The sequence below is a fragment of the Dietzia sp. CW19 genome (genome assembly GCF_014145265.1).
GTDB classification, from domain to species: Bacteria; Actinomycetota; Actinomycetes; order Mycobacteriales; family Mycobacteriaceae; genus Dietzia; species Dietzia natronolimnaea.
Genome location: NZ_JAALEE010000491.1, coordinates 1 through 1040, shown reverse-complemented (window position 1 = coordinate 1040; position 1040 = coordinate 1). Strand labels below are relative to the sequence as shown.

Here is a 1040-nt window from a genome sequence, read left to right as displayed (position 1 = left end):
TGGCGGGGGCGCCGCCGCTGCTCAAGCTGGCCAAGAGCTTCACCGGGAGCTGAGCCGGGCGTCACCCGGAGTGGGGCCCGGCCACCGCACCGGGGCTCAGACCGCGGTGACGAGCCCCGCCAGTCGCTCGGCCACCTGGCGGGCGCAGTGCGCGTCCTCCGCCTCGACCATGACGCGGACCAGCTGCTCGGTTCCCGAGGGACGCAGCAGCACCCTGCCGCCCGAACCCAGTCGCGCCTCCTCCTCGGCCACGGCATCGCCCACCACCGAGGACGACACGACCGCGGCCTTGTCGTCCACCGGCACGTTGATCAGCACCTGCGGCAGGACCGTCATCACGCCGGCGAGCTCGGACAGGGGGCTGCCGGTCTCCGCCATCCGGGCCATGATGCGCAGTCCTGTGAGGACCCCGTCCCCGGTGGTCGCGTGGGCGGGGAGGACGAGGTGACCGGACTGCTCTCCGCCGAGGCTGTACCCGCCCTCGCGGAGCCGTTCGAGGACGTAGCGGTCCCCCACCTTGGTCTCGGTGACGTGGATCCCGGCGGCCTGCATGGCCACCTTGAGGCCGAGGTTGCTCATGATGGTCGCCACGAGGGTGTCACCCACCAGCTCTCCGGAGTCCCGCATCGCCAGGGCGAGGATCGCCATGATCTGGTCACCGTCGACGACCTCGCCGGAGGCGTCCACGGCCAGGCAGCGATCGGCGTCGCCGTCGTGCGCCAGACCGAGGTCCGCACCGTGTTCGCGCACCGCGGCGCGGACGTCATCCAGATGTGTGGAGCCGCACCCGTCGTTGATGTTGTACCCGTCGGGGTCGGCGTGGAGTTCGATCACGGTCGCCCCCGCGTCGCGGTAGGCACGCGGCGCCGCGACGCTGGCCGCCCCGTTGGCGCAGTCGACCACCACGACGAGCCCGTCCAGCCGCCCGGGCGTGGCGTCGAGCAGGTGCCGGACGTACCCGTCCAGTGCGTCCTCCGACGACGCGCGTGAGATCCGGCCGACCGAGGCCCCGGTGGGTCCGGTGATCGTCCCCTCCGTCA

Annotated in this window: 1 protein-coding gene; it reads right to left on the bottom strand. The window is 72.7% G+C overall.

Going from position 1 to position 1040, the window contains the following annotated elements; genetic code table 11:
- Window positions 1-96 precede the first annotated feature (96 nt).
- Window positions 97-1040, bottom strand: a 944-nt coding sequence (locus tag G6021_RS13970; RefSeq protein ID WP_182641541.1) for a phosphoglucosamine mutase, incomplete at its 5' end; no start/stop codon positions are given.